The organism is Mesorhizobium bavaricum (genome assembly GCF_056781655.1).
On sequence record NZ_CM165566.1, the window covers coordinates 1,584,580 to 1,610,627 of the forward strand.

The window sequence follows — 26,048 nt, forward strand, 5'->3', positions numbered from 1 at the left end:
AAAATCAGTACGAGAAGCGAGAAGACATGAAATCAATCCTCAAGCCGCTCCTGATGATCGCAGCGATGGCGATGGGCATGACTGCTGCCGGCACGTTGCCGGCCCTGGCGCTCGTCGAGCTCAACGTCAACAAGGGCAATGTCGAGCCGCTGCCGATCGCCATCACGGATTTCCAGGGCGGCGATGCACTTGGCGCCCAGATATCCGAGATCGTAACCGCCGACCTGAAGCGCTCGGGCCTGTTCGCGCCGATCGACAAAAGTGCCTTTATCGAGAAGATCTCCAATCCAGATGCTGCACCGCGCTTCGACGACTGGAAGGTGATCAATGCCCAGGCGCTGGTGACCGGCAGCGTCGGCAAGGAGGCTGACGGCCGCATCCGCGCCCAGTACCGGCTGTGGGACACTTTTGCCGGCCAGCAGATGTCCGGCGAGCAGTTCTTTGCCAATGACGCCAATCAGCGTCGCGTCGCCCACATCATCGCCGACGCGATCTATGAACGGCTGACCGGCGAGAAGGGCTATTTCGACACGCGCGTCGTGTTCATCGACGAATCCGGCGCCAAGAACGCGCGCAAGAAGCGCCTCGCCATCATGGATCAGGATGGCGCCAACGTCCGCTATCTCTCGGACGGCAAGTCGATCGTGCTGACGCCGCGCTTCTCGCCGAACCGGCAGGAAATCACCTACATGTCCTATGAAAGCGGTCAGCCGCGGGTCTACCTGTTGCAGATCGAGACCGGCCAGCGTGAACTGGTCGGCAATTTTCCCGGCATGACCTTTGCGCCCCGCTTTTCGCCCGACGGCCAGAAGGTGATCATGAGCCTGCTGCGCGACGACGGCAACTCCAACATCTTCGCCATGGACTTGCGGAGCCGTTCGACGACACGGTTGACCAACTCGACCGCCATCGACACCTCGCCGTCCTATTCGCCCGACGGCAGCCAGGTGGTGTTCACCTCCGACCGCGGCGGCCGCGCGCAGATCTATGTGATGGGCGCCGACGGCTCGGGCCAGAACCGCATCTCCTTCGGCGACGGCGTCTATTCGACGCCGGTGTGGTCGCCGCGCGGCGACCTCATCGCTTTCACCAAGCAGACCGGCGGCGAATTCCAGATCGGCGTCATGAAGACCGATGGCTCGGGCGAGCGTATCCTGTCCTCCGGCTTCCAGCAGGAGGGGCCGACCTGGGCGCCGAACGGCCGCGTGCTGATGTTCTTCCGCGATTCCGCCGGAGGCCCGAAGCTGGTCTCGGTCGACCTCACCGGCCGCAACGAGCAATCGATCCCGACGGCGAACTTCGCCTCCGACCCCGCCTGGTCGCCGCTCCTCGAATAGTTTCGCTCAATTGTCATAGCTGCCAGAAAGGGGGCCTTTGTGGCCCCTTTTCACGTCTTGGTCGCGTTTTGGCCGCATTTACGCCTAGGGTCCGCGCCAAATGTGGCTTCGGCCAATCAGCTGCGGACGGGCAGCCTAAACCAATTTTTAACCGTGTTTCTTGAATGCCGGTTAACCCAAACGTGGTTACTGGGTGATCAACGAAATCACTCGAAATACGAAGGAGAGGCGGCATGGGCCGTATCGCAGCACTTACCAGAAACCCGGTCATGATCGCGCTGGTGGCGATGCTCGCCATCACCGGTTGCGCCTCGAAGAAGACGCCGAACAACGCCGCCGACCTTGGCCTCAACGGCGCCGGCGCGGCAACGCCCGGATCGGCGAAGGACTTCACGGTCAACATCGGCGACCGCATCTTTTTCGATACGGACTCGACCTCGATCCGTGCCGATGCGCAGACGACGCTTTCGCGCCAGGCGCAGTGGCTGAACCAGTACAAGCAGTACGCCATCGTCGTCGAAGGCCATGCCGACGAGCGCGGCACGCGTGAGTACAACCTGGCGCTCGGCGCCCGCCGCGCTGCCGCCACCCGCGACTTCCTCGTCGCCAAGGGCGTTTCGGCCAGCCGCCTGAAGACGATTTCCTACGGCAAGGAACGTCCGGTCGCGGTGTGCGACGACATCTCCTGCTGGTCGCAGAACCGCCGTGCGGTCACCACGCTCAGCGGCGCCGGCTCCTGAGCCATCGTGCAGCCGACCGGCGTGTCAAAAGAAGGCGCGGCGATCCAGCGGCAAAAATGCAACACACCCTTGCGAAAGGCGGCCTCGGGCCGCCTTTTTCATTTCCGGATGCCCGAAACAAAATTTGGCCGAAGTCTCGGCTCCTGCTATGAGCCGAGGGCGCTTGGCTGGTCCCACTCTGATTGGAAGGCGCGAACAAGCTAACGAAATCACGGCGAGAGGCACATGCATTTGAGATCGGTTCTGAGCGGCACGCTTGCGCTGCTGCTCCTATCAGGCGTCACCGCCTTGGCTAGCGGCTTGGGGGCGAGCGGCACAGGGCAATCAACCGACAGCGGCTTTTCCTTCCATCTGCCGACGATCGAGTTGCCCAGCCTTTTTGGCGAGAAGAAGAAGCAGGATCAGGTTCAGCTGGTGCAGTCCGATGGCACGGCCGTCACCAGCCTGGAAGAGCAACTGCGGCAGATGAACGGCAAGATCGAGGAACTCAATTTCCAGGTCCTGCAGATGCAGGAGCAGATCCGCAAGCAGCAGGAAGACAACGAGTTCCGCTTCCAGCAGCTTGAGGGCGGCACGCAAGGCGGGCAGCCGCCGGCACAGAAGAAATCGGACGCCACTACCACCAATACCAACACCGATGATGTGGCGGCGGCCCCGGCAACGCAGGCGCCGGCCGATGCGGGCACCGCGCCCGCCGCCGGCCAGGACGTCATCGTCGAATCGCCCAATGGCGACCCAGGGAAGCTGATTCCCGGAACGGGAGCGCCGGAAAAGACCTTCGGCACCATCACCGTCGACAAGAACGGCAACGTCATCGATGCCGGCGGCAGCACCCAGGCGACCGCGCCGGCGCAGGACACCGCTCCCGCCGCCGGCGCCCCGGCCAAGGCCGGCAAGTCCGAAGGCACGGTGGTGGCGGCATTGCCGGCCACCAACGACCCTGAGGAGCTCTACCGCAACTCCTATCAGTTCATTCTCTCGGGCGACTACAGCACCGCCGAGCAGGGTTTTCGCGATCATATCTCCCGCTTCCCCAAGGATGCGAAAGCCGCGGATGCGCATTACTGGCTTGGCGAGTCTTTGCTCGGCCAGCAGAAATACCGCGACGCGGCAGAGATTTTCCTCGCCGCCAGCAAGGACTACCCCAAGGCCAAGAAAGCTCCCGACATGCTGCTGAAGCTCGGCGTGTCGCTGGTCGGCCTCAAGCAGCACGACGTGGCCTGCGCCACCTTCAGCGAGATCGGCAAGCGCTATCCCGATATTTCCGGTGCGCTCAAGGAACGCGTCAAGCAGGAGAAGGCTCTGGCTGCCTGCTGATGCTCGACATCGAGCCTGACCTTTCGACAAGCCTTTTTTCGCATATCGATTTTACCCGCGGCGCAGTTGCGGCCGTGTCTGGCGGCAGCGACTCGACCGCCCTGCTCCTTCTCCTCAAACGACATCTCGACCGCATTGCGCCGGCCACAAAACTGCTGGCGGTGACGATCGACCACGGCTTGCGCCCGGGTTCGGCAGCGGAAGCGCAGGGGATGGCGAGGCTGTGCGCCACGCACGCAATCGCGCACCGCATCCTGACATGGTCTGGCCCCAAGCCGTCGACCGGTCTGCCGGCCGCGGCACGAGAAGCGCGCTACCGGCTGCTGGCCGCAGCAGCACAAGCGGAAGGCATCGGCCTGATCCTGACCGGCCATACCGCCGACGACCAGGCGGAGACGGTGCTGATGCGGCAGGCACGCAAAGAAGGATTGACGCGTGAACAGGGCCGAGGCGATGCCGAAACGGCAGGCCGTGGACTTGCCGGCATGGCACCGGCCACCTTGTATGAGTGGCGCAACTGGATCGTGCGGCCGCTTCTCGGTATGCGGCGCGCGGCACTGCGCGACGTCCTGCGGCGCCGGGATGTCGGTTGGGCCGACGATCCGACCAATGTCGACGCGGCTTTCGAGCGGCCGCGCATGCGCGCTGCGCTCACCGCTGGCGACGACGGCGTGCAGCGCATCGGCGATGCGCTGGCGCTGGCCGCGCAGAAGGGCAACGCACGCCGGCAGCTTGGTCTGGCTGCCGCGGATTTAGTCCACCGTTTCGCAGAACAGCCGGCGGCCGGGCTCATTCGTCTTGACCCGGGCTTGCTGAACACCGGCGACGATCGGGCGGCCGTCTATGCGCTGCGCCTTCTGCTGGCTACGATCGGCGGGATTGCCTTCCTGCCGGATCAGGCCCGCAGCGAGGCGCTGTTTGGCCGGCTCAAGGCCGGATTTCTTTGCGCCACATTGTCGCGGACGGTGGTCGATTTCCGGCGCGACGGCATCTTCCTGCGCCGCGAGGCGCGCGGCTTGCCGCCCGCCGCCGCGGTCACCGGGGACACGCTCTGGGATGGCCGGCGGCGCATCACATTGAACGACAGCCACGGCGCATTTTTGATCGCCCCGTTCGGGGCAGCGGCGGCCTGGCGGCTGGCGATCGGTGACGGGAAAACCCCGTCGAGCCTGTTGCGCGCCGCGCTCGCCGCCGAGCCGGCGTTGTGGCAAGCCGGTGAATGCCCTGATTTGCCGGGGGATAGCCGGGTGCCGAGGGCGGTTGAGGCGCGGCCGGTCGTTGCGCCCTTTGCCCGCTTCCTGCCGTCCTTCGATCTGGCGCCGGCGTGGGCCGTCGCCGGGCTGATTGGGGCTGCCCCAGTGCCGCCCTTGCCTTTCAGCGGCCACAGTGCCGATTGATGATGGGCTAAAGCTTAACCCAGACGTGCTGTTATGCTTGGCAAGGGGAGGCGCTCTCCCTATGTTAGGCGCAAGTTTCCTCTCATGACGTGTGTCCGCGCTGCGGACGCCAACGGGACAATTGATGAATCCGAACTATCGCAACCTCGCGCTCTGGGCGATCATAGCGGTCTTGCTCATCGCCCTGTTCAATCTGTTCCAGACGCCGCAGACGCGAGGGGCTTCCAGCGATGTGCCTTATTCGCAGTTCCTGCAGGACGTCGCGGCCGGCCGGGTCAAGACGGTTACCATCGCGGGCGAACGCATCACCGGCACCTACACCGACAATGCCAGCGGCTTCCAGACCTATTCGCCCGGCGATCCGTCGCTGGTCCAGCGGCTGCAGGACAAGAACGTCACCATCAATGCGCGGCCTGAGACCGACGGTTCCAATTCGCTGTTCGGCTATCTGATCTCGTGGCTGCCGATGATCCTCATCCTCGGCGTCTGGATATTCTTCATGCGCCAGATGCAGTCCGGCTCCGGACGAGCCATGGGCTTCGGCAAGTCGAAGGCCAAGCTTTTGACCGAGGCGCATGGCCGCGTCACCTTCCAGGACGTTGCCGGCGTCGATGAAGCCAAGGAAGATCTGGAAGAGATCGTCGAATTCCTGCGCGATCCGCAGAAGTTTCAGCGGCTCGGCGGCAAGATTCCGCGCGGCGTGTTGCTTGTCGGCCCTCCGGGAACCGGCAAGACGCTGCTCGCCCGCTCGGTTGCCGGCGAAGCCAATGTGCCGTTCTTCACCATCTCCGGTTCGGACTTCGTCGAGATGTTCGTCGGCGTCGGCGCAAGCCGCGTCCGCGACATGTTCGACCAGGCCAAGAAGAACGCGCCCTGCATCATCTTCATCGACGAAATCGACGCCGTCGGCCGCCATCGCGGCGCCGGTCTCGGCGGCGGCAATGACGAGCGCGAGCAGACGCTGAACCAGCTGCTGGTCGAGATGGACGGCTTCGAATCCAACGAAAGCATCATCCTGATCGCCGCCACCAACCGGCCCGACGTCCTCGACCCGGCGCTGCTGCGTCCAGGCCGCTTCGACCGCCAGGTGGTGGTGCCGAACCCCGACATCGTCGGCCGCGAGAAGATCCTCAAGGTGCATGTGCGCAACGTGCCTTTGGCGCCCAATGTCGACCTCAAGGTCGTCGCTCGCGGCACGCCGGGCTTCTCCGGTGCCGACCTGATGAACCTCGTCAATGAATCGGCGCTGATGGCCGCGCGGCGCAACAAGCGCCTGGTGACCATGGCCGAGTTCGAGGACGCCAAGGACAAGATCATGATGGGCGCCGAGCGCCGCTCGTCGGCCATGACCCAGGCTGAGAAGGCGCTGACCGCCTATCACGAGGCCGGTCACGCCATCCTGGCGCTCAACGTGCCGTCGGCCGATCCGCTGCACAAGGCCACCATCATCCCGCGTGGCCGGGCGCTCGGCATGGTCATGCAGTTGCCGGAAGGCGACCGCTATTCGATGAGCTACAAATACATGATCTCGCGGCTCGCCATCATGATGGGTGGCCGTGTCGCCGAGGAGTTCAAGTTCGGCAAGGAAAACATCACCTCGGGCGCCTCTTCGGACATCGAGCAGGCGACCAAGCTGGCGCGCGCCATGGTCACGCGCTGGGGCTTTTCCGACAAGCTCGGCCACGTCGCCTATGGTGACAACCAGGAAGAAGTGTTCCTCGGCCATTCGGTGGCGCGCACGCAGAACGTCTCGGAAGAGACCGCGCAGATCATCGACGCCGAAGTACGACGCCTGATCGACGAGGCCTATTCGACGGCAAAATCCATCCTGACCAAGAAGAAGAAGGAATGGATCGCGCTGGCGGAGGGGCTGCTTGAATACGAGACACTGTCCGGCGAGGAGATCAAGCAGTTGATCGCCGGGCAGAAGCCCTCGCGCGACCTCGGCGACGACACACCGCCAAGCCGTGGCTCGGCCGTGCCCAAGTCGGGTGGCCGGCGCAAGAAGGGCCCCGAGCCCGAAGGCGGCATGGAGCCGCAGCCGTCAAGCTAGCAAACCATCGAAATCAAAGAAAACGCCGCGGGCTTCAACCTGCGGCGTTTTGCTGTTCGGCGTTGGGTCACAGGCCATGCGGCGCGAGCGCGCTTGCCTTGCCCGGGCGCTGCCTGTCAGTCCGGCCGGCGTTGCTTGCCACACCTGAGAGCGGGATCAGGGCATTGTCCAGCTCGATACCGAATTCGGTGATCGAGTATTCGACCCTGGGCGGAACTTCGGGGAAGACCGCGCGGTGGACGATGCCGTCGGCTTCCATTTCGCGCAGCTGCTGGATCGGCATCTTTTCACTGATGTCAGGCGCCAGGCGCTTCAACTCACCGAAGCGCGCCGGCGCCTTGTGGATCTGCCAGAGCAGCAACGCCTTCCGAGGCCTATATCAATCTGATCGATGCCAGCAAGGCTGCAGGCATCGACACTGAACTCGTACTGTCGATGCAGCGCCTGATGCAGCGCGGCGCGGCGGCCGGCAACTGTCGAATGCAACAAAAAGCCCGCGAAACTGACGCCTCGCGGGCTTTTGTTTGTCTAGCTACGTGACGCTCAGGTCTTCAGCTTGGCGTTGCAGAGGCTGTAGAAGCCGCCGCCCTTCTGGATCCACTTCAGGCCGCCAAGCGCGTTTGCGTCCTTCAGGGCATAGTACTGGTCGAGACAGGTATGCATGCGGCCCTTTCCGGGGGTCTCGCTGGCATATTTCGGAGAGATCGCAGACGGGAAAGTGACGCCCTTGGGCGCAACAGTCGTCGGCTTTGCCGGCTCCTTGGTGTAACTTGCCTCGCTCGGAGCGGGCACGGTGTCGTCATCCGACGCGCCGGCACCGCATTCGGTCTTGCGGAAGTCGTTCCACTTCATGCCTTTCAGCGTGTTGGCCGTCTTGGCAGCCTGATACTTGGTGCTGCATTCGGCCATGGTCAGACCCTTGTCGGCGGGAGCCGCGGCAGCCTTGGTGGTCGCCGGCTTGGTGTCGGCAGCGGCGGATGCGCCGGCGCCGCACTCGGCCTTGCGGAAGTCGTTCCACTTCTGGCCGTTCAGCGTACCGGCAGCCTTGGCCGCCTGGTACTTGGCGCTGCATTCCTTCGCCGTCAGGCCCTTGGCCGTGCTGTCGGTCGCCGCGGCGGCCGCCTTGGTCGCCTTGGCCGGTTTCGTTTCGGCTGCTTTCTTGGTGTCGGCTGGCTTGGTTTCGGTGGTGGCTGCGGCGTCGGTGCCGCACTGCGCCTTGCGGAACTGGTTCCAGGTTGCCCCGGCCAATGTCCCCGCGTCCTTGGCGGCGTTGTACTTCGTGCTGCATTCGGCCATCGTCAGTGCGTTGGCTGGCGCGGCCAGGAACAAGGTCGCGACGGCGAGGCCGGTCAAAGTGGCAAGTCGGTGGATGAGCATAGCGTTTCTCCGTTGCAGCAGCCCATGATACGTCCCTGCAAATCAATAACGCTCAACGGGCGGTTGCGCCAGATGCCAAGTCGCGTATATATCGCTGAAATTCGGCTCCTCCCGATAAGGTGATGAAATTGCTGCCGGGTTGCCGATTCAAAGCAAGATTTTCCAGGTGCATCTGCGCTGAGAGGCTCGCATAACTGGTATATTGCAGCGTGGCAGTCCCAGCATGTTGGTTGCATCCAGGTTGTGTGCAGTGCACAACAATGGTTTTCTAAGGATTGGTAACATATGATCACACAATGTGATCATGGCACCCTGGCCAATTGTGGCATGACGCGCCGGGAAGAACTGTCGAGGAATCTGGCTAGCATGGCAGGGAATTATTTCGGCACGGACGGCATTCGCGGGCGCGCCAACAAGTTTCCGATGACCGCTGAAATCGCGATGCGGGTCGGCATGGCCGCCGGCCTCTCCTTCCAGCGCGGCAGTCATCGTCATCGCGTCGTGCTCGGCAAAGACACCAGGCTTTCCGGCTACATGATCGAGAATGCGATGGTGTCCGGCCTGTGCGCCGCCGGCATGGATGTGTTCCTGCTCGGCCCGATCCCGACCCCAGCGGTCGCCATGCTGGTGCGTTCGCTGCGCGCCGATATCGGCGTCATGATCTCGGCCTCGCACAATCCCTATTACGACAACGGCATCAAGCTGTTCGGCCCCGACGGCTACAAGCTCTCCGACGAGATCGAGGAGCGCATCGAGGGCATGCTCGACAAGGATATCGAACTGGCGCTCGCCGATTCCGACGGACTTGGCCGCGCCAAGCGCGTCGACGGCGTGCATGACCGCTACATAGAATTCGCCAAGCGGACCTTGCCACGCTCGATGTCACTGTCGGGCCTCAGGATCGTCGTCGATTGCGCCAATGGCGCGGCCTACAAGGTGGCGCCCGAAGCGCTGTGGGAACTGGGCGCCGAAGTCGTCGCCATCAATGTCGAACCCAACGGCTTCAACATCAACAAGGAATGCGGCTCGACCCATCCCGCCGGCCTGCAGAAGAAGGTGCACGAAGTGCGCGCCGACATCGGTATCGCGCTCGACGGCGATGCCGATCGTGTCGTCATCGTCGATGAAAACGGGGCGATCGTCGATGGCGATCAGATCATGGCCTTGATTGCCGAATCCTGGCACCAGAGCGGGCGGCTTGCCGGCGGCGGCGTCGTTTCGACCGTCATGTCCAATCTCGGTCTCGAGCGCTTCCTCGGCGACATGAAGCTGCAATTGCACCGCACAAAGGTCGGCGACCGCTATGTCGTGGAGCATATGCGTGCACACGGGCTGAATGTCGGCGGCGAACAGTCGGGCCATATCGTGCTGTCGGACTTCTCGACCACCGGCGACGGCCTGGTTTCGGCGTTGCAGGTGCTGGCCTGCATCAAACGGCAGGGCCGGCCGGTCAGCGAACTGTCGAAGAAATTCGAACCGGTGCCGCAGCTTTTGAAGAACGTCCAAATTTCCGGTGGCAAGCCGCTTGAGGAAGCTCCCGTCAAGGCAGCCATCGAAGACGCCCGTCACCGCCTCGGCAAGTCCGGGCGGCTGGTCATCCGCCCATCCGGCACAGAGCCGCTGATCCGCGTGATGGCCGAGGGCGACGATCCGCAACTGGTCGAGGCCGTCGTCAACGACATCGTCGAAGTCATCTCGGAAACGCGCAGCGCCGCCTGATCCCCAGCGCGCCCGGAGGCGTCGCGCCCAGCGCGCCGGAGGGTGTCGCGCCGTAGCACCTCCACCCGCTCAAAGCCCGCCTTTCCGGCGGGCTTTTTTGTTGGCCGGCGGCGATCCCGGCCTCCGGAGACCGCGCGCCGCTTCCTCAAAAGTTTCGAGATTCGTGGTTAAGCAACAGGGTTAAACGCCTTTTAACCTTTGCAATTCATTATCCACGACTGAAAGCCAATCGCATTTCGGACACGATGGCCGTTCCGAACTTCCTAGGGGTGACAAGCATGTTCAATACAGCAAGAAAGGCCCTGTTCGCCGCGCTGTTCGCGGGCCTTGCCTGGCCGGTGTTCGCAGCCGACCTTCAGGAGCCGGTGGTCGAAGAGGCTCCGCCGCCGGTTTACGAGCAACCGGCCGATGTCGGTGGCTGGTACATTCGCGGCGACCTTGACTATCACAAGTCGACCTTGCGCGGCATCGACTACATGACTTACACCATCGATCCCTGTAACTGTACGGTCACCCCCGGCAGCAAGAGTTTCGACTTCGGCAAGCTCAAGGGCGGTTTCTCGCTCGGTGGCGGCGTCGGCTACAAGATCAACGATCACTTCCGGACGGATCTGACCGCCGATTACTGGTTCAAGTCGAACTTTGATGGCGGTACCTCGGATCTCCTCACGACCTCGACCGAGGTGTCGAAGATGAGCGCCCTGTTGCTGCTCGCCAATGCCTATGTCGATATCGGCACCTGGCACGGCATCACGCCTTACGTCGGCGCAGGTATCGGCGGCGCGCGCGTCAAGTGGGATACAGTCTACGACCCGAACACCACCGAGACCAATCCCGGAGCATCCAACTGGCGTTTCGCCTACGCCCTGATGGCAGGTGCTTCCTACTGCCTGACGGACAAGGTGATCCTTGATGCGGGCTATCGCTACAGCCACATCCAGGGCGGCCGCATGTTCGAATGGGATGCGAGCAGCGCCGGCCCTGGCTTCGACGACGGCATCAGCACCCACGAGGTGCGCGGTGGCCTGCGCTATCAGTTTGGCGGCAACAACGGTTGCTCCGTTCCGGTGGCCTACCAGCCCGAACCCGAGCCAGTCTACACCAAGTAACACTTGCTTTGCTTGAAAGTTCGCGAACCGCCCGGCATCAGCCGGGCGGTTTTCGTTTGGGTCGCCTGGAATGAAAGTTTCCGCCGGAAATGAATTCGCTAACTCTCTGTTAGCCTTAACCGGCACTTAACCACTATGGTTAACAATGATGCCTGAAACGATGGCTGCCGTTGCAATTGCTGGCGGCGCCAAATTCGGGAGTCGGGTACCATGACACTCACATCGCGTATGTTGCTGGCGCTTGCCGCACTCGGCCTCGTGCCGCTGACGCCCGCACTCGCTGCCGATTACGATCCACCGATCTATGTCGACCAGGCGCCAGACTATGTACCGGTCGAGGTCGGCTCGGGCTGGTATTTGCGCGGCGATGTTTCTTATCTGGCGCAGAAGAGCTTCGAGAATGAGGATTTCGCCTTCACGCCGGCCAGCTTCAGCGACAAGGAAGATCCCATCTTTGCCAGCATCGGCTTCGGCTACCATTTCAACGACTATCTGCGCGCCGATCTCAATCTCGGCTATCTGCCCGGCAACAAGATCGGCGTCGGCTATGATGATACCGGGATCGTGTTGCCGCCGGCAACGTCAACCGAAGCATCTGCATCGCTGAAGAATTACGCCTTCTCGGGCATCCTCAACGGCTATGTCGATCTTGGCACCTATGTCGGGATCACGCCCTATCTCGGCGCCGGTATCGGTGTTGTCCGCAGCACGCGCAAGCTTTCGGCGAGCTATTTCACCGACAACCTTGATCCCACCGACGATTTCGTCCTGAACGACGACAAGACGAAATATTCCCTGGCCTATACGCTGAATGCGGGCCTTGCCTATCAGGTGTCCAAGAATGTTTCCGTCGATCTGGGCTATCAGTATTTTTCCGCCCCCGACGCCGAATATGTGACGGCCGAAAGCCTGACTTCCTTTCCGGTCCACAAGGGGATCAGCAACCATCAGATCAAGCTCGGGCTGCGCTACGATCTCTGGTAGCAGGCTCGGTACGGATGAAGACACTGACGGCGGATCTCTTCGGTCCGCCGTTTGCATTTGAAGTCACGACATCCTGATCGCCGATCGCCGGTATCCCGGCAGCGACAAAAACTTTCCTCTTGACGCCCGAAGGCCGAACGAATATCGCCGTCCGTGGGCCACCCCTCCCCAACGAGGGGCCACTATCTGGAAGGATAGACCACGATGACGACGCATACGAAGCCCGGACTCCGTCCGGCAAACCCCAATTTTTCCTCAGGTCCCTGCGCAAAACGCCCCGGCTGGTCGGTCGAGGCGCTGAAAGCGGCTGCGCTCGGCCGTTCCCACCGCGCCAAAATCGGCAAGACCAAGCTCGAACAGGCGATCGAGCTGACGCGGGAGGTCCTCCAGGTTCCAGCCGACTACCGCATCGGCATCGTGCCGGCGTCGGACACCGGCGCGGTCGAGATGGCGCTGTGGTCGCTGCTCGGCGAGCGCGGCGTCGACATGGTCGCCTGGGAGAGCTTTGGCTCCGGCTGGGTCACCGATGTGGTCAAGCAGTTGAAGCTGGCCGACGTGCGCAGGATCGAAGCCGGCTATGGCGAACTGCCGGATCTGGCGAAGATCGACTTCGATCGCGATGTGGTCTTCACCTGGAACGGCACCACCTCTGGCGTGCGCGTCCCGAATGGCGATTTCATTCCTGCGGATCGCAAGGGCCTGACCATCTGCGACGCGACTTCGGCCGCCTTTGCACAGAGGCTCGATTTCCAGAAGCTGGATGTCGTCACCTTCTCCTGGCAGAAGGTGCTGGGCGGCGAAGGCGCGCACGGCATGCTGATCCTGTCGCCTCGAGCCGTCGCGCGGCTGGAGACCTACAAGCCGGCCTGGCCGCTGCCGAAAATCTTTCGCCTGACCTCGGGCGGCAAGTTGATCGAAGGCATCTTCAAGGGTGAGACCATCAACACGCCGTCGATGCTGTGCGTCGAGGATTATCTCGACGCGCTGCACTGGGCGAAGTCGATCGGCGGCCTCGAGGCGCTGGTCGCCAGAGCGGATGCCAATGCCGCCGTCCTCGACGGCTTTGTCGGCAAGTCGTCATGGCTCGGTCATCTCGCCGTCGAGCCAGCGACGCGGTCGAACACCTCGGTCTGCCTGTCCTTCACCGATTCGGACGTGTCCGCGCTCGACGCCGACGGACAGGCGGCTTTCGCCAAGGGGCTGGTGTCAGTGCTCGACAAGGAAGGTGTCGCCTACGACATCGGCGCCTATCGCGACGCACCGCCCGGCCTGCGCATCTGGTGTGGCGCGACGGTCGAGACGTCGGATCTCGAAGCGCTGCTGCCCTGGCTCGACTGGGCCTTTGCCGCGCAGAAGGCGTCGCTCAAGGCTGCGGCCTGAGTCCTCCCCTGAAGGGAGGATGGCCGGAGGACGGGGTGGGGTCATCTCCACCCAGCTCTCATCATCCAAAACAAGATTTGGCCGCGTCGGCCGTAACAACCCAATCCCGGCGCTTCGCGCCGACCCTTCCCAAGCGGGAGGGACGCCAATCGCAAAGGATCAAATCCATGCCCCGCGTTCTCGTTTCAGACAAACTTTCTCCCACCGCCGTGCAGATCTTCAAGGATCGAGGCGTCGAGGTCGACTATCTGCCCGACCTCGGCAAGGACAAGGAAAAGCTCGCCGAAGTGATCGGCCAATATGATGGCCTCGCCATCCGTTCGGCTACCAAGGTCACCGAAAAGCTGATCAACGCCGCCACCAATCTCAAGGTCATCGGTCGCGCCGGCATCGGTGTCGACAATGTCGACATCCCGGCGGCGAGCCGCAAGGGCATCATCGTGATGAATACGCCCTTCGGCAACTCGATCACCACCGCCGAACATGCGGTCGCCATGATCTTCGCGCTGGCCCGCCAGATCCCGGAAGCCAACGCCTCGACCCATGCCGGCAAATGGGAGAAGAACCGCTTCATGGGCGTCGAGATCACCGGCAAGACGCTGGGCGTCATCGGCTGCGGCAACATCGGTTCGATCGTCGCCACGCGCGGCGTTGGCCTGAAGATGCATGTCATCGCCTTCGACCCGTTCCTGTCGGACAAACGTGCCGAGGAACTCGGTGTCGACAAGGTCGAGCTGGATGAGCTTTTCGCCCGCGCCGACTTCATCACGCTGCACACGCCGCTGACCGACAAGACGCGCAACATCATCGACGCCGCGGCGATCGCCAAGATGAAGAACGGCGTGCGCATCATCAATTGCGCGCGCGGCGGGCTGGTCGTCGAGGCCGACCTGATCGCGGCGCTGAAGAGCGGCAAGGTGGCTGGCGCCGGCGTCGACGTGTTCGAGGTCGAACCGGCCGAGCAGAACGCGTTGTTTGGCATGGAGAACGTGGTGGCGACACCGCATCTCGGCGCCTCGACGGCGGAAGCCCAAGAGAATGTCGCGCTGCAGGTCGCCGAGCAGATGGCCGATTACCTGATCAAGGGTGCCGTCTCCAACGCCATCAACATGCCGTCGATCACCGCCGAGGAAGCGCCGCGCCTGAAGCCCTTCGTCAAGCTCGCCGAAGTGCTCGGCGCCTTTGTCGGTCAGGTCACCGAGGATCCGATCAAGGAGGTCGAGATCCTGTTCGACGGCTCGACCGCGACGATGAACACGCGCGCGCTGATCAGCGCCACACTTGCCGGGCTGATCCGGCCGCAGGTCTCCGACGTCAACATGGTGTCGGCGCCGATCATGGTGAAGGAGCGCGGCATCATCGTCGCCGAGGTCAAGCGCGACAAGTCGGGCGTGTTCGACGGCTACATCAAGCTGACGGTCACGACCGAGCACAGGACGCGTTCGATCGCCGGCACCTGCTTCTCCGACGGCAAGCCGCGCTTCATCCAGATCAAGGGCATCAACCTCGACGCCGAGGTCGGCCAGCACATGCTCTACACCACCAATGCCGACGCGCCGGGCATCATCGGCCTGCTCGGCACGGTGTGCGGCGAGAACGGCGTCAACATCGCCAACTTCCAGCTTGGCCGCAACCGGCCCGGCGGCGATGCGATCGCGCTGCTCTATCTCGATGCACCGTTCCCGGAGAACGTGCTGGAACAGGTCAAGGCGCACAAGTCGATCGCTTCGGCCAAGCGGCTGCAGTTCGACATCAACGCGATGTGATCCCGAGCTGTTGCGAAAGATCGAAAGGCGCGGCCTGGTCCGCGCCTTTCGTTCGTTCAGCGTGTCCTGGCTGACGGCAGTCTCGCTGCCTTGCGCCCGCTGTATTCGGCAAGCCCGATGCCGCCCAGCACAAGCACCAAAGCGAGTGCCTGATAGAGCTGGAACGTCTCGCCGACGATCAGCACGGACAGCAGGGTGCCGAAGATCGGCACCAGGTTGATGAACAGGCCGGCGCGGTTGGCACCGATCAGTTCGTTGCCCCTGATGTAGAGGATCTGCGAGATGACCGAGGCGCCGATCGCGGTATAGACGATGACCGCCCAGCCGCGCGCGTCGGGCACGATGACCTTGCCGGCGGCGACCTCCCACAGGAAGAAGGGCAGCGAGGTGACGAGGGCGGCAACCGACAGGGCCAGCATCAGGCTCTGCCAGTGCATCAGCGGCTTCAGCCGCAGTCCGACCGAATAGCCGCTGTAGAGAAACACCGCGACCAGCATGATGGCGTCACCGAAATTGAGCTCCAGCGTCAACAGCCGGCGCGGGTCGCCGTGGCAGGCGGTCAGGACCACGCCGGCGATGGTCAGCACGACGCCGACAATCTGCGCCCAGTTCACGCGCAGGCGGAAGAAGACGAAATTGGCGACGATGATCAGGATCGGCATCGCCGCCTGTTCGATCGAGACGTTGATCGCCGTCGTGTAGTTGAGCGCTGTGTAGAAGATCGTGTTGAACAAGGTGAAGCCGCTGGCGCCAAGGGCCGCCAGCACGAGCCAGTGCTTGCGCACTATCGGCCAGTCCTCGCGTATCGTCTGCAAGCCGATCGGCAGCATGATCGCCACGGCCAGCACCCAGCGCAGGAAGACGAGCGTCATCGGCGAGACGTGGTCGACCGCCAGCTTGCCGGCCACCGAATTGCCGCCCCACAGCAAGGTGGTGAGCAACAGGAATATGTAGGCGCTTCGATACATCGCGGGATTCCGGCCGCCAGAGGTGAGCAGCGGTGTTTGCCGGCCTATTGCCCCCTTCGGCCCAAGTAAATGATGTCAAAGCCGAAAATTGTTGTGCCTCAGCGCATTTTTGGCGGCAAAGAAAGGTCGCGCTCACGAGGTCTTGACGTTATAGAGGCCTGTCGTTTCGAACCATATTCAAGCCGCTCGGCGGCGTCTCAAGGGAAAAGAAACATGGCCAATGTGGTGGTCGTCGGCTCGCAATGGGGCGACGAAGGCAAGGGCAAGATCGTCGATTGGCTGTCGGAACGCGCCGATGTGGTGGTGCGTTTCCAGGGTGGCCACAATGCCGGCCATACGCTGGTCGTCGACGGCAAGGTCTACAAGCTGTCCTTGCTTCCGTCGGGTGTCGTGCGGCAGGGCAAGCTGTCCATCATCGGCAATGGCGTCGTTTTCGACCCGCATGCTTTCGTCGCCGAGGTGGCAAAGCTCAAGGCGCAGGGTGTCGACGTGACGCCGGAGCGCCTGAAAATAGCCGAAAACACAGCGCTTATCCTGTCCCTGCACCGGGAGCTGGACGGATTCCGCGAGGACGCCGCCTCCAACTCCGGAACGAAGATTGGCACGACCCGTCGTGGCATCGGCCCCGCCTATGAAGACAAGGTGGGCCGGCGCGCAGTGCGGGTGATGGATTTGGCGGATTTGGAAACGCTGCCCTTGAAGGTCGACAGGCTGCTGACGCATCACAATGCGCTGCGTCGCGGGCTTGGCCATGCCGAAGTCACGCATGACGCCATCATGCATGAACTGACCTCGGTCGCGGCCGAGATCCTGCCCTATATGGACCGGGTCTGGAAGATCCTCGACGACAAGCGCCGGGCCGGCGAGCGCATCCTTTTCGAGGGCGCGCAAGGCACGCTGCTCGATATCGACCACGGCACCTATCCGTTCGTCACCTCGTCGAACACGGTCGCTGGCCAGGCGGCCGCCGGCTCCGGCGTCGGCCCGGGCGCCATCGGCTACGTGCTCGGCATCACCAAGGCCTACACGACGCGCGTCGGCGAAGGCCCGTTCCCGACCGAGCAGAAAAACGAGATCGGCGAGTTTCTCGGCACGCGCGGCCATGAGTTCGGCGTCGTCACCGGCCGCAAGCGCCGCTGCGGCTGGTTCGACGCGGTGCTGGTGCGCCAGGCCGTCGCCGTCAACGGTATCAAGGGCATCGCGCTGACCAAGCTCGACGTCCTCGACGGGCTGGACGAGATCAAGGTCTGCACCGGCTACCGTCTCGACGGCGAGATGATCGACTACCTGCCGGCCAGCCAGGGCGCGCAGGCGCGCGTCGAACCGGTCTACGAGACGCTGGAGGGCTGGAAAGGCACCACCGCCGGCGCGCGCAGCTGGAACGACCTGCCGGCCCAGGCCGTCAAATATGTTCGTTACATCGAGGAGCTGATCGGCGCCCCTGTCGCGCTCCTATCCACAAGTCCGGAACGGGACGACACGATACTTGTGACCGATCCGTTTCAAGACTAGTTTCTCAGCCTTTCCGGGGCATCGCGGCTGATTTGCGGGGGCCGGCCCGGGAGCAAAATACAGGTCGACCGAAGCATGGCAGATTTCGTTTCTGTTCTGAAAAGGCAGCTCGACAAGCACGGCGAGCCGGGACTCGATACGCGCAAGCGGATCTATGACGGCGCGCGTTCCGCGCTCGAAAAGAAACTTGCGGAGTTTTCGCCGCCGCTGTCCGCCGAGGTCATAGCCAAGCAGAAGCGCTCACTGGAAGACGCTGTCGTAAGTGTCGAGCGGGACTATGCCAAGAGCGGTCCGGAGACCGACCCGCTGGCGGAACTGGAACACATCTTTTCTTCCATCGACCGCAACAAGAACCAGCCGAGCCATACACGGCAACCGGCGAAGGCAGAACCGACCTGGCCGCCGCCGCCTCTCGCCAAGCCGGAACCAAATCGACCGGCGCCACCTGTCGCCAAGGTCGAGCCTAGCTGGCAAAAGCCGACAGCGGCGCCTTCTGCTCGCGCTGACACGGCCCTTCCGGGCATGGACAGCGAGGAGGTGGCCGACGACGGGGTCGATGTCTTTTCAAGCAACGAAGAGCCGGTGTCGGATACTTTTGAGCGCCTGAGCCCGGCAGAACGCAAGCGCAGCTATGGCGGGCTGATCGCCGCCATCGTCGCCTTGCTGGTCGTTGCCGGCGGTGGCTATGGTATCTGGCTGAACAAGGACGCCTTCGGCAAGATGCTGGGACTTGACGGCAGCACCAAGGTCGTCAAGACCGAACCGGTGAAGCCGGCGCCGGCCAAGCCGGCAACCGATGCCGCGGCAACGCCGCCGGCGCCAGCAGCTGCCGGCACAGAAACCGAAGGCACGAAATTCACGCAGCGGCTGACGCCACAGGGCAGCGAAGTCGATCCCGGCCCGGCCGGCGGACAGAGCGGCATCGGCGAAGGCGAATCGGTCGCCGCGCTGACCACGCCGCCCTCGGCGACGAACGCGCCGGCGGTTTCCGCCCCGGCTGCCGGCACCCCGGCCGCGGCCGCACCCGCCGCAACGCCGCCGCCGGGTACGGCACCCGCAACGCCACCTGCCAGCGGAGCGCCCGCTGCGCCGGCTGATGCTGCCGCCACTCCTCCGGCACCGGCAGGCGCCACGCCGCCAGCACCGGCGGCCGCGCCCGCGCAAACCGCGCTGCCGGTCGGCCAGAAGGCGATCTTCTATGAAGAACGCACCAGCACCGCCCAGGGTTCGGCGGAGCCCGGCAGCATCGTCTGGTCACTGGTGCAGGAATCGCCCGGTGGCGACCTGCCGCCGGAGCCGGCAATCCGCGCTGAGGCAACCATACCGGGCAAGGACATCCAGTTGCGCATGACCATCCGCCGCAACACCGACCAGACACTGCCGGCCAGCCACATCATCGAGATGATCTTCCTGACGCCCGACGGCTTCGAAGGCGGCGGTGTCGACAACATTCTGCGTGTCGCCATGAAGAGTTCTGAGCAAGATGCCGGCAGCCCGCTGATCGGCATCCCTGCCAAGATCGCCGACGGCTTCTTCCTCGTCGCGCTCAACGACACCAAGGCCGATGAGGACGCCAACATGACCTTGCTTCGCGGGCAGGACTGGATCGACGTGCCGGTCGTCTACAAGACCGGTCGGCGGGCGCTGCTGACCATGGAAAAGGGCATTCCCGGCGAGAAGGTGTTCGACGAAGCGATCAAGGCCTGGCAGGCCAAGACGGCGGGCTGAGACGAGAGCGCCTTAGGCGACATCAAAACAGCCGATATTTGGCTTGGGGCAGTCCTTTGCGTCCGACATGGTCGTTCCAGCTTGCAATGGCTTCGTTGTTCTCTTCTTGCCCATTGACGCGTCTTTTTCGCCGAGATCGCTTTCACAATACCCATCTCCGCGGCGCAAGAAATGTTGATGCCCAACGCTTTGGCGTCTTCGATCAACTGCGAACTGATGGCCGACGGATTTTCGCCGACTTCGATTGAAGCATGGAGTTCGCGTCCCTTTATGCGTCCAATATAAGGCCCGCGAACACCATTACCCTTCCATCTCCTCGCGCAGCATCTCCAGTTCCAGCCACTCTTCCTCGAGCGCCGCCAGTGTCGCGCGCTCCTTGTCGAGGGCGGCGATGGTCTTCTGGAACGAGGCCGGATCGCGCTCGTAATAGGCCGGATCGGCGATGTTGTTCTCAAGCCTTGAGATGGAAGCCATCACGGCCTCGATTTTCTTGGGCAGGGATTCCAGCGCGAATTTCTGCTTGAACGACAGTTTCTTTCGCCGGCCCCTTTGGCGCCGCGGCCTCACTTTTGGCCGTCACTGGGGCTTCGCCGGCTTCGGCCTTCGGGCGAGCCTTGCGGTCGTCGAGCTTGGTGCCGCCACGCTGTGCCAGCATGTCGGAATAGCCGCCGGCATATTCGATCCAGCGGCCGCCGCCGTCCGGAGCGATGATGCTGGTCACGGTGCGGTCGAGGAAATCGCGGTCGTGGCTGACCAGGATGACCGTGCCGGCAAAGCCGGCCACCAATTCCTGCAGCAGCTCCAGTGTTTCCATGTCGAGATCGTTGGTCGGCTCGTCGAGCACCAGAAGGTTTGCCGGCCGCGCCAGCACGCGCGCCAGCAAGAGCCGCGCCCGTTCGCCGCCGGAAAGCTCGCGCACCGGCGTACGTGCCTGCTCAGCCTTGAACAGGAAATCCTTCATGTAGGAGACGACATGGCGCTGCTCGCCATTGATGACGAGGTTCTCGCCGCGTCCGTCGGTGAGATATTGCGCAAGCGTTTCCTGCGGGTCGACCGCCTCGCGCTTCTGGTCGAGTGTGGCGATCTCCAGATTGGTGCCGAGCCGCACCGAACCGGCGTCGGGCTTCATCTCGCCGGTCAGCATCTTCAGCAGCGTCGTCTTGCCGGCGCCGTTCGGCCCGACCAGGCCGACGCGATCGCCGCGCTGGATGCGGGTCGAGAATCCCTTGACCACGGTGAGGTCGCCAAAGCTCTTCTCGATGTTTTTCGCCTCGATCACCAGCTTGCCGGATTCGGCTGCGTCGCTGGCCACCATGGTTGCCGAACCTTCGGCGCCGCGATGGCCGCGGAAGCGCTGGCGCATGGTCTGCAGTTCACCCAGCCGGCGCATGTTGCGCTTGCGCCGCGCCGTCACGCCGTAGCGCAGCCAGTGCTCCTCGCGCACGATCTGGCGCCCGAGCTTGTGCTGTTCTCGCTCTTCCTCTTCCAGCACAAGGTCACGCCATTCCTCGAAATGGCCAAAGCCCTTGTCCAGCCTGCGGGTCTGGCCGCGGTCGAGCCAGACGGTGGCGCGCGATACGCGCTCGAGGAAGCGGCGGTCATGCGAGATGACGACGAGCGCCGAGGAGGTGCGGACGAGCTCCTCTTCCAGCCACTCGATCACCGAGAGATCGAGATGGTTGGTCGGCTCATCAAGCAGCAGAATATCGGGCTCCGGCGCCATGACGCGGGCGAGGGCGGCGCGCCTTGCCTCGCCGCCGGAAAGATCGTTCGGTCGCTCCTCGCCCGACAGGCCGAGATGCTCCATCAAATAGCTGGCGCGATAGGGATCGTCGGCGGGGCCGAGCCCCGCCTCGACATAGGCGCGGACCGTTGCAAAACCCTCCATGTCGGGCATCTGCGGCAAATAGCGGACGGTCGCCGAGGGCTGGCGGAACACCTCGCCGTCCTGCGGTTCGATCAGGCCGGCGGCGATCTTCAGCAGCGTCGACTTGCCGGACCCGTTGCGGCCGACCAAAGCGATCTTGTCGCCGGCCGACGCGGTCAAGGCGGCGCCATCGAGCAGCGGCGTGCCGCCGAAGGTCAGTTTTATCCCGTCGAGATGGAGAAGAGGCGGGGCCATGTCAGCTTTCAGGTAGAGGATAAGGGTGAGCGAGCAACAACGCGCGGCCATGGCCGAGCGTGACTTCGAGGCGACCCCTGACCTCGTTGGAGATGGTCAATGACGAGCCGAACGCCACCTTGACGTGATCGAGCGGCCATTTGGCGCCGGTGACTGTCAGGCCGGAAAGATCGGAAAAGCCGAGCACCGAAAACAGCGTGCCGTCGGCATAGTCGAAGCCGGCTTTCCCGGGCAGCAGCGGGGCGCCTTCCTGGGCGCCGCTGCTCAGAAGCATCCTCGTCCCGGCCTCGGCCAGCCGCAGGGCGAGCGCCAGATGCAGGAAGGCGTGGTCGGCGCGCTTGCCGCCGAAGGCGCCGGCGAGCACCAGGCTGGTCGCGCCGCGCTCCAGCGCGGCGGCGATGGCCAATTCGCCATCGGTCTTGTCCTTCTCCGCCGGGAAGGTCCGGCGGGGTACGGCGGCGAGATCGTCCGGCAGGTTGGCGGGCACGGAATCGAAATCACCCACCCACAGTTCCGGGACAAGACCCAGCAGCCGCGCATGGCCGATGCCGGCGTCGGCGGCGATGACGCGGGAGCCTGCGACCTGGCGGTCGAGCCGGGGCGTGCGGATGAGATCGCCGCCAAGCAAGATGGTGAATGTGCTCATATCGTGTGGCCCTTACCAGCCCGGCACGGGAAACGGAAGGCCGGCAAACTCCCACTTGCGTGAGGGATCGGCCGGGCCTATGTGTCGAAACGCTCTAACGGGGTGCCGGACGCGATCTTCGCGGACCGGCTGAGAGGCAAGTCGCCAACCCGCTGAACCTGATCCGGTTTGTACCGGCGGAGGGATTAGACGTTTCGGACAGTCCGACGCCTCAATTCCTTTCAATTCGAACGAAGGAGGCGCCGATGCGCACGCTTTTATACTCTCTTGTCTCTGCGATGGCTGTGGTCCTGTCCGGGCCGGCCTTGGCCAAGGACAAGCTCACCATCTACACTTACGAGAGTTTCACCGCCGACTGGGGTCCGGGTCCCGTGGTGAAGAAGGAATTCGAGGCCGAATGCGGCTGCGATGTCGACTTCGTCTCGGTCGCCGATGGCGTCGCGCTGCTCAACCGCGTCAGGCTGGAAGGGGCATCGACCAAGGCCGACATCGTGCTCGGCCTCGACACCAATCTGACCGCGGATGCCAAGGCCACAGGCCTGTTTGCGCCACATGGCGCGGTGTCCGATGTCAGTGTGCCGGGCGGCTGGAGCGACGACATTTTCGTGCCTTTCGACTATGGCTATTTCGCCGTCGTCTACGACACCGAGAAGCTGAAGAGCCCGCCGAAGAGCCTGAAGGACCTGGTCGAAGGCAGTGCCGACGACAAGATCGTCATCCAGGATCCGCGCACCTCGACGCCGGGCCTCGGCCTGCTGTTGTGGGTGAAGTCGGTCTATGGCGACAAGGCGCCGGAGGCCTGGGCGAAGCTCAAGGCGAAGGTGCTGACCGTGACGCCGGGCTGGAGCGAGGCCTACGGCCTGTTCACCAAGGGCGAGGCGCCGATGGTGCTGTCGTACACCACCTCACCGGCCTATCACATGGTCACCGAGAACACCGAGCGTTACCAGGCGGCGTCGTTCGAAGAGGGCGAGTATCTGCAGATCGAGGTCGCCGGCATCACCACCACAGGGGCCAAGAATCCGCTGGCGGAAAAGTTCATGGCCTTCATGACCGGACCGAAATTCCAGGATGCCATCCCCGAGACAAACTGGATGTTCCCGGCCGGCAAGACCGACAAGCCGCTCAACCCGGCCTTCGACAAACTGGTCAAGCCGACCAAGACCTTGCTGTTCAGCCCCGAGGAGGTCGCCGCCAACCGCAAGGCCTGGGTGGATGAATGGCTGGCGGTGATGAGCAAATAGGCTGTGGCAACCGATCGAAGATGAGTGCTCTACGGCGCCCCCCTCTGTCCTGCCGGACATCTCCCCCTCAAGGAGGGAGATTGGCAGCTTGGGAGCTGGCGCTCGTCCTGCGACATCTGAGATTAGTGACGGCTGATCTCCCCCCTCGTGGGGGAGATGTCCGGCAGGACAGAGGGAGGCGCGAAGGAACGCGGCGCCCGCTGAACTCCAGTCAATGGCAGGTCTCGGGTCAGGCGGTCCCGCGTGCAACGCGCGTCCTCTGACCCCCGCATCAGCGCCGGTATCATCGCGCTTGCCGCCATCGCGCTGCTGATCGGCGGTGCGTTTGCCGGACTGCTCGTCGAAGGCGTTCACGATTTCTCCGGCGCCTGGGCAGCCTTCAATCCTTATCTCTTTCGCGTTGTTCGCTTCACTTTGTGGCAGGCCGTACTCTCGACGCTGCTTTCGGTGGTGCCGGCACTGTTCGTGGCACGCGCGCTGTCGCGGCATCCGCGCTTCTTTGGCCGCGCCTTCATCCTGCAGCTGTTCGCCGTGCCGCTGGCGCTGCCGGCCATCGTCGCGGCACTCGGCATTCTGGCGCTTTATGGCCGCGCCGGCTATTTCGCCGGCGTGTTAAGCGTGATCGGCGGTGGAGACTGGTCGGGCATCTATGGCCTGTCGGGTATCCTCGTCGCCCATGTCTTCTTCAACCTGCCGCTCAGCGTGCGGCTGTTCCTCGAGGCACTGCAGACCATTCCCGCCGATCAGTGGCGGCTGGCGAGCCAGCTCGGCATGGGGGCGCGGCCGGCGTTCCGGCTGATCGAATGGCCAACGTTGCGTGCGGCGTTGCCCGGGGTCGCCGGGCTTGTCTTCATGCTCTGCATCACCTCGTTCACGATCGTGCTGACGCTCGGCGGCGGGCCGGCCGCGACGACGCTCGAAGTCGGCATCTACCAGGCGCTGCGCTTCGATTTCGATCCCGCGCGCGCCGTGACGCTGACCCTGCTGCAGATCGCCTTGACGTTTGCCGTCGTGCTGGCGCTGACGCGGCTTGGCGCCAATGTGGTCGGCGACACCAATCTGCCGGTTGCGACACGCCGCTATCTTTCGGTCAACGGGGCCGAGACCTCACTGAACGTCGTGCTCATCGTTCTGACGCTGCTGTTCGTTGCCGGACCGATGGTCGCCACGGTGATGGCCGGGCTTGGCGCCGATCTCGGCCGGCTGGCCGGTGAGGTCGCCGTGCGGCAGGCGACGCTGACCAGTGCGGTGCTCGCCTTCCTGTCGGCGCTGCTTTCCGTGACGTTGTCGCTGGCGCTGACCATGGCGCGCCGGGCGCTGGCGTTGAACCGCCGGACTGGTCCCAAGAGAATGCTGGAACACGCCGCCGATACCGGTGCCGGTTTTGTCCTCGTCGTGCCGCCGATCGTCGTCGGCGCGGGCTGGTTCCTGTTGCTGCGCCATGTCGGCGATGTCTTTGCCATCGCCCCGGTCATGGTCGTCACCGTCAACGCTGTGATGGCGATGCCGTTCGCACTGCGCGCCGTCCGTCCCGCCTATGATGCGGCGAGCGAACGTCATGAACGGCTCTGTGCTCAGCTCGGCATTGCCGGCTGGAACCGGTTGATCGTGGTCGACTGGCCATCGCTGCGGCGGCCGCTCGCCACGGCTTTCGCTTTCGCCATGGCGCTGTCGCTTGGCGATCTCGGCGTCATCGCGCTGTTCGGCAGTGATTCCGTGCAGACGTTGCCCTACCTTCTGCTGGCGCGCATGGGCAGCTACCGCACGCAGGACGCCGCCGGCCTGGCGCTGTTGCTCGGCCTCGTCTGCCTCGCGTTGATCGTAGCGGCGCACTGGCTTGGAAGGGAGAAGGATCGGGATGCCTGACGGGGCGGCCAGCAGGTCTGAAAAGGGTGTTCCGGTGCGGCTGGACCAGGTGTCGTTCAGCTATGGTGACGCGCCGCTTGTCTTCGATGTCGATTTCGCCGCGTCGAAAATCACCGCCATCATGGGGCCAAGCGGTTCTGGCAAGTCGACGCTGCTCAACCTGGTGGCCGGCTTCGAGACGCCGCAGTCAGGCCGCGTGCTGATCGGCGGCGCCGATGTCAGCGCCGAGCCGCCGGCAGCGCGAGCTGTGTCGATGGTGTTCCAGGAAAACAACCTCTTCGCCCATCTTTCCGTCGAGCAGAATGTCGGGCTCGGCCGCTCGCCATCGCTGCGGCTGACCGAAGCCGACCGCGCCGCGATCGCCGAGGCGCTCGAACGCACCGGCCTTGGCGGCAAGGAAAAGCGCCTGCCGCGTGAACTCTCCGGCGGCGAGCGCCAGCGCGTCGCCCTGGCCCGCGTCCTGGTACGCAACCGGCCGGTGCTCCTGCTCGATGAACCCTTTGCGTCGCTCGGCCCGGCGCTGCGCGACGACATGCTGGATCTGGTGGCCGCAGTCCACGCCGAACGGGGCATGACGGTGCTGTTCGTCACCCACCAGCCGGGGGATGCCCGCCGCATCGGCGAGCACGTGGTGTTTCTGGACAACGGCGTTGTCGCGGCAACCGGCAAGGCGGATGATTTCTTCACCGGGGCTGGCCCGGAAGCGTTCCGGCGCTATGTCGGTGCAAGCGCCGGGAATGCCGTATCACGGGATGTTGCCCGGAAGCGGACATAATTTACGGT

General features: G+C 63.8%; 20 protein-coding genes, 2 pseudogenes and 1 riboswitch. Of the genes and pseudogenes, 15 read left to right on the top strand and 7 right to left on the bottom strand.

Going from position 1 to position 26,048, the window contains the following annotated elements:
• Positions 1 to 53 precede the first annotated feature (53 nt).
• From tolB to ftsH, 5 genes are all read left to right on the top strand, one after another.
• Entirely contained in the window at positions 54 to 1,337 is a 1,284-nt protein-coding gene (tolB, locus tag AC1RZR_RS07725; RefSeq protein ID WP_477269850.1) for a Tol-Pal system beta propeller repeat protein TolB, read from the top strand.
• A gap of 233 nt (positions 1,338 to 1,570) precedes the next feature.
• Positions 1,571 to 2,077 (top strand): peptidoglycan-associated lipoprotein Pal, encoded by a 507-nt coding sequence (gene pal, locus AC1RZR_RS07730; protein ID WP_477269175.1) that lies wholly within the window; start codon positions 1,571 to 1,573, stop codon positions 2,075 to 2,077.
• A gap of 225 nt (positions 2,078 to 2,302) precedes the next feature.
• The gene (gene ybgF, locus AC1RZR_RS07735; RefSeq protein WP_477269177.1) at positions 2,303 to 3,394 is read left to right on the top strand and encodes a tol-pal system protein YbgF; all 1,092 of its coding nucleotides are present in this window, start codon (positions 2,303 to 2,305) and stop codon (positions 3,392 to 3,394) included.
• Positions 3,394 to 4,791 (top strand): tRNA lysidine(34) synthetase TilS, encoded by a 1,398-nt coding sequence (gene tilS / locus AC1RZR_RS07740; RefSeq protein ID WP_481828149.1) that lies wholly within the window; start codon positions 3,394 to 3,396, stop codon positions 4,789 to 4,791. Before ybgF ends, tilS begins: the two co-directional genes overlap by 1 nt.
• 124 nt (positions 4,792 to 4,915) lie before the next feature.
• The gene (ftsH, locus tag AC1RZR_RS07745) at positions 4,916 to 6,844 is read left to right on the top strand and encodes an ATP-dependent zinc metalloprotease FtsH (RefSeq protein WP_477269181.1); all 1,929 of its coding nucleotides are present in this window, start codon (positions 4,916 to 4,918) and stop codon (positions 6,842 to 6,844) included.
• A gap of 67 nt (positions 6,845 to 6,911) precedes the next feature.
• Here ftsH and AC1RZR_RS07750 read toward each other — a convergent pair whose 3' ends face one another.
• Together AC1RZR_RS07750 and AC1RZR_RS07755 are read right to left on the bottom strand one after the other, a co-directional pair.
• Positions 6,912 to 7,205, bottom strand: a complete 294-nt coding sequence (locus AC1RZR_RS07750) for a winged helix-turn-helix transcriptional regulator (RefSeq protein ID WP_481828150.1) — start codon at positions 7,203 to 7,205, stop codon at positions 6,912 to 6,914.
• Positions 7,206 to 7,387: 182 nt separating this feature from the next.
• Positions 7,388 to 8,221, bottom strand: coding sequence for a hypothetical protein (locus AC1RZR_RS07755; protein ID WP_481828151.1), 834 nt, complete (start codon positions 8,219 to 8,221; stop codon positions 7,388 to 7,390).
• A 366-nt stretch (positions 8,222 to 8,587) separates the two neighbouring features.
• Here AC1RZR_RS07755 and glmM point away from each other — a divergent pair, with 366 nt between their 5' ends.
• From glmM to serA, 5 genes are all read left to right on the top strand, one after another.
• Positions 8,588 to 9,940: a phosphoglucosamine mutase gene (gene glmM / locus AC1RZR_RS07760; protein WP_477269187.1), complete on the top strand. Its 1,353-nt coding sequence runs from the start codon at positions 8,588 to 8,590 to the stop codon at positions 9,938 to 9,940.
• A 278-nt stretch (positions 9,941 to 10,218) separates the two neighbouring features.
• Positions 10,219 to 11,049, top strand: coding sequence for an outer membrane protein (locus AC1RZR_RS07765; protein ID WP_477269189.1), 831 nt, complete (start codon positions 10,219 to 10,221; stop codon positions 11,047 to 11,049).
• A gap of 210 nt (positions 11,050 to 11,259) precedes the next feature.
• Positions 11,260 to 12,033, top strand: coding sequence for an outer membrane protein (locus AC1RZR_RS07770; protein ID WP_481828152.1), 774 nt, complete (start codon positions 11,260 to 11,262; stop codon positions 12,031 to 12,033).
• 204 nt (positions 12,034 to 12,237) lie between these two features.
• On the top strand, positions 12,238 to 13,413 hold the full coding sequence (locus tag AC1RZR_RS07775) for a phosphoserine transaminase (RefSeq protein ID WP_481828153.1): 1,176 nt from the start codon (positions 12,238 to 12,240) through the stop codon (positions 13,411 to 13,413).
• A 167-nt stretch (positions 13,414 to 13,580) separates the two neighbouring features.
• The gene (gene serA, locus AC1RZR_RS07780; protein WP_379095305.1) at positions 13,581 to 15,179 is read left to right on the top strand and encodes a phosphoglycerate dehydrogenase; all 1,599 of its coding nucleotides are present in this window, start codon (positions 13,581 to 13,583) and stop codon (positions 15,177 to 15,179) included.
• A 56-nt stretch (positions 15,180 to 15,235) separates the two neighbouring features.
• On the opposite strand, the gene AC1RZR_RS07785 is transcribed toward serA, so the two are convergent.
• Positions 15,236 to 16,147, bottom strand: a complete 912-nt coding sequence (locus AC1RZR_RS07785) for a DMT family transporter (protein WP_481828154.1) — start codon at positions 16,145 to 16,147, stop codon at positions 15,236 to 15,238.
• Between the two features lie 213 nt (positions 16,148 to 16,360).
• Between AC1RZR_RS07785 and AC1RZR_RS07790 the strand changes: the two genes are divergently transcribed.
• Complete coding sequence (locus AC1RZR_RS07790; protein ID WP_477269198.1) at positions 16,361 to 17,659, top strand: adenylosuccinate synthase; 1,299 nt, start codon at positions 16,361 to 16,363, stop codon at positions 17,657 to 17,659.
• A gap of 75 nt (positions 17,660 to 17,734) precedes the next feature.
• Positions 17,735 to 19,387, top strand: a complete 1,653-nt coding sequence (locus AC1RZR_RS07795) for a hypothetical protein (RefSeq protein WP_481828155.1) — start codon at positions 17,735 to 17,737, stop codon at positions 19,385 to 19,387.
• Positions 19,388 to 19,409: 22 nt separating this feature from the next.
• Here AC1RZR_RS07795 and AC1RZR_RS07800 read toward each other — a convergent pair whose 3' ends face one another.
• The 4 genes and pseudogenes from AC1RZR_RS07800 to AC1RZR_RS07815 all read right to left on the bottom strand — a co-directional run bounded on the left by AC1RZR_RS07800 (position 19,410) and on the right by AC1RZR_RS07815 (position 22,155).
• The gene (locus AC1RZR_RS07800; protein ID WP_477269852.1) at positions 19,410 to 19,475 is read right to left on the bottom strand and encodes a hypothetical protein; all 66 of its coding nucleotides are present in this window, start codon (positions 19,473 to 19,475) and stop codon (positions 19,410 to 19,412) included.
• Positions 19,476 to 19,539: 64 nt separating this feature from the next.
• A pseudogene (locus AC1RZR_RS07805) lies at positions 19,540 to 19,593 on the bottom strand (hypothetical protein); the annotation flags it as partial.
• Between the two features lie 94 nt (positions 19,594 to 19,687).
• A pseudogene (locus AC1RZR_RS07810) lies at positions 19,688 to 21,509 on the bottom strand (ABC-F family ATP-binding cassette domain-containing protein).
• Between the two features lies 1 nt (position 21,510).
• Entirely contained in the window at positions 21,511 to 22,155 is a 645-nt protein-coding gene (locus AC1RZR_RS07815; RefSeq protein WP_481828156.1) for a thiamine diphosphokinase, read from the bottom strand.
• 88 nt (positions 22,156 to 22,243) lie between these two features.
• A riboswitch (TPP riboswitch) is annotated at positions 22,244 to 22,357 on the top strand.
• Positions 22,358 to 22,400: 43 nt separating this feature from the next.
• Between AC1RZR_RS07815 and thiB the strand changes: the two genes are divergently transcribed.
• From thiB to thiQ, 3 genes are all read left to right on the top strand, one after another.
• Positions 22,401 to 23,399: a thiamine ABC transporter substrate binding subunit gene (gene thiB / locus AC1RZR_RS07820; RefSeq protein WP_481828157.1), complete on the top strand. Its 999-nt coding sequence runs from the start codon at positions 22,401 to 22,403 to the stop codon at positions 23,397 to 23,399.
• A gap of 243 nt (positions 23,400 to 23,642) precedes the next feature.
• On the top strand, positions 23,643 to 25,265 hold the full coding sequence (gene thiP / locus AC1RZR_RS07825) for a thiamine/thiamine pyrophosphate ABC transporter permease (protein WP_481828158.1): 1,623 nt from the start codon (positions 23,643 to 23,645) through the stop codon (positions 25,263 to 25,265).
• Positions 25,258 to 26,040, top strand: coding sequence for a thiamine ABC transporter ATP-binding protein (thiQ, locus tag AC1RZR_RS07830; protein WP_477269210.1), 783 nt, complete (start codon positions 25,258 to 25,260; stop codon positions 26,038 to 26,040). Before thiP ends, thiQ begins: the two co-directional genes overlap by 8 nt.
• Positions 26,041 to 26,048: the final 8 nt, after the last annotated feature.